The 3,076-nt window shown below is 63.3% G+C and carries 3 protein-coding genes; all 3 read right to left on the bottom strand.

Features of this window, described 5'->3' with window-relative positions; translation table 11 throughout:
* On the bottom strand, window positions 1-683 hold a 683-nt coding region (locus WCA85_RS22225), incomplete at its 3' end, for a PqiC family protein (RefSeq protein WP_424067018.1).
* Window positions 680-2,335, bottom strand: a complete 1,656-nt coding sequence (locus WCA85_RS22220; protein WP_424067017.1) for an intermembrane transport protein PqiB — start codon at window positions 2,333-2,335, stop codon at window positions 680-682. The genes WCA85_RS22225 and WCA85_RS22220, both read right to left, overlap by 4 nt.
* Window positions 2,328-3,047, bottom strand: coding sequence for a paraquat-inducible protein A (locus tag WCA85_RS22215; protein ID WP_424067019.1), 720 nt, complete (start codon window positions 3,045-3,047; stop codon window positions 2,328-2,330). The genes WCA85_RS22220 and WCA85_RS22215 overlap by 8 nt, the downstream gene beginning before the upstream one ends.
* Window positions 3,048-3,076 lie beyond the last annotated feature (29 nt).

Below are 3,076 nucleotides of genomic sequence, written 5' to 3'. Positions count from 1 at the left end.
GGCACGACCCGGGCCGCTACGCCGGATGCCTTCTTGGCAGGCGCGGCAGCGTGGACCTGCGGCGCGGCGGCCATCGTCCTGATGCCGGCGACGATCTGCGTCGAAATCTGCTGTACGGCCTGACGATGACCGTCCACCACTCCGTCGTAGCTACCTGTCACCGGCTGATTCACAACGCTGCGGCAAGTCATGACTGTCTGGCTGCCGACAGCGCGCACGCTCCATACCGCGTCGATCAACGCATGCGAACCCGGCCACGATTCGAAACGCTGTACGTTGACGCTCACGCGGTACACCGGCGTACCTTCCGGATAAGCCGTGCCGTATACATCGATCGTGCCGAGTTGCTGGGTCAGATCGCTGGACAGCGCACGACGGATCTCGTCACCGGGCAACGAAGCCCAGCGTTCCTGTTCGAGGATCTGTACCTGTGTCGTGCCGGTCTGTACCACCATCTGATTTTTTGCGACCTGCGACGGAACATCCACCGGCGGCACTTCGATCAACAATGCGGGCGCTGTCGCGCTGCGGGCGGTGGCCGTAGCATCGGGATCGCCCAGCGTATAGAAGTGACTCACGGGCGATGAGCAGGCGGCGAGCGCCGCCAATCCGGCGCAGACGCCGAGGCACGCAGCAGCGCGGACAAACTCGCGCGGCGGGCGGGGGAGCCGGGCAAACGTCATTGTTTATCTCCTGGTTTTCCGCGCAACAGCGATTCCGGATGGCGTTCCAGATAGTCCGACAGCGCATTCAACGACTGCAGCGTGCGGGTCAGTTCCTGCAATGCCTGATGGACATCCGACTGCAGCGGCGAGTCCTGCTGCAGGGTCGCCTCGGCTGAACCGAAGGTCTGCTTGGCAGCCGCTAGCGTGTCGCGGGCCTCCGGCACCACCTCGGTATTCAGGCGCGAGAACAGTTGATCGGCGTTCTTCAGCGAGTTGTTCAGGTTCGCGCCGATCTGGTCGAATGGCACCTGATCGAGTTTCCTCGCGATGTCCGCCACCTGCAGTTGCAATTCGTCGAGCGTATTCGGGATGGTCGGCAGTTCAAGCGGATCGCTGTTCACGTCGACCTTCGCCGGTGCGGCCTTCGGGAACATGTCGAGCGCAATATACAACTGGCTCGTAATCAGGTTGCCGGTACGCAACTGGCCGCGCAAGCCGTTTTGAACCAGACGTTGCAACATATCCTGACCGGCCGGGGTGCCAGGCTCCGGCGCCTTCTCGCGGAAGCGCTTGCCGAGGCGGTCGGGGTACAGGTTCATCGTGACCGGCATCAGGAAGCTGCGGGTCTTCGGATCGTAGTCGATGCCGATATTGGTGACCTGACCGAGCACGATGCCGCGGAAGTCAACCGGTGCACCAACCGACAGCCCGCGCAGCGACTGATTGAAGTTCATCACGACGCGCAGCGGCACGCCGTCAGGCTCGCGCATGGCGTCGACTTCGTCCGAACCAAGCCGGAAGGTCATGTTGTTGGCCGCCTGCGTACCGGCTGGCTGACCAGGCGGTGACTGGAACGACAGGCCGCCGACCAGCACGGTGGCAAGCGACTGCGTGTTCAGCTTGAAGCCGCTCGAATCGAGCCGCAGATCGACGCCGCTTGCATGCCACCAGCGCGTGTTGACGCCCACGTACTGGTCGTACGGCGCGGCGACGAACACCTGCATGGTCACGCCGGTGCCGTCCTTGTCCAGCGAGAAGCCGACCACCTGGCCCACCTGCACACGGCGGTAGAAGATCGGCGAACCGATATCGATCGAGCCAAGCGAATCGCCATGCAGCGTGTAGCGGTGGCCCTGCTGGTCACCCGTGATGGGGGGCGGCGTCTCGAGGCCGACGAAGTGGTTCTCCGAGTCGGATGAGTGACCCGCGTCCACGCCGATATACGCGCCGGAGAGCAGCGTGCTCAGCCCCGACACCCCACTCGCGCCGATACGCGGACGGACGACCCAGAAGCGTGTGTCCTTGACTGCGAAGTTTTCGGCTTCCTTGGTCAACTGCACCTGAATCTGGACGTGCGAGAGATCCTTGGACAACGTAATGTTCTTCACGAGACCAATGTCGACGTCCTTGAATTTGACCTGGGTTTTGCCTTGTTCGAGTCCTTCAGCGCTGGTGAACGTGATGGTGATCGTCGGCCCCTTTTCGGTGACGGACTTGATCACGAGCGCGATGCCGATCAGCGCGGCGATCAGCGGAATCACCCAGACGAGCGAGGGCAACCAGTGGCTGCGCGGCTCGATCTCGGGATCGGGCAGGTTGGGCGGCAGCGTGGGTCCGTTCGAATCGTTGCGCGGCGTCGGGGCGGGCGTCGGTCCTTGCGGGCTAGTCATGTTTGAGGTCCTGAGATTGTTGAGTGCCGCCTTGCGTACTGTCAGTGCCTTGCGCGTCGTTAGCACCTTTGGTGCCAGCGCCGCGTGCGCCTTGTGCGCCGTCCACCGGGTCCCAGATGAGCCGTGGATCGAATTGCATGGATGCCAGCATCGTCAGAATCACGACCGAGCCGAACGCGATCGCGCCGGGGCCGGCCGTGATCACGGCGAGCGACTTGAAACGTACCAGCGCAATGGTCAGCGTGACGACGAACACGTCGAGCATCGACCAGCGGCCGATGCGCTCGACCATCCGGTACAGCTTGATGCGCTGTTGCGGGCGCCAGCGCGAGTGGCGCTGCGCGGTGATGGTGAGCAGCAACAGCACGCTCAGCTTGAGCATCGGCACCATGATGCTGGCAATAAACACAATGACCGCGAGCGGCCAGTCGCCCGAGGTCCAGAAATAGACAACACCGCTCATGATCGTGTCGTTTTCCGAGCCGAGCAGCGAGTCCGTATGCATGACGGGCAACAGATTCGCCGGAATATACAGCAACGCGGCGGCAATCAGTAGCGCCCACGTGCGCATCAGGCTGTCGGGATTGCGCCGGTGCAGCCTCGCGCCACAGCGCGAGCAGTGCTGCGCTGTGATCGAACGGATGCGGGGTTCGACGCGTCCGCACGCGTGGCACGAGACCAGACCCGAGCGCATCGCGGTGACGTATTTCATCGTGCGCTCATCCCTGGTGCGGTGTGGCG

Source organism: Paraburkholderia sp. (assembly GCF_049581445.1).
In the GTDB taxonomy this organism is placed as follows: domain Bacteria; phylum Pseudomonadota; class Gammaproteobacteria; order Burkholderiales; family Burkholderiaceae; genus Paraburkholderia.
Note: the sequence above shows the minus strand (reverse complement) of the source record. Positions and strands in the feature narration are given on the sequence as shown.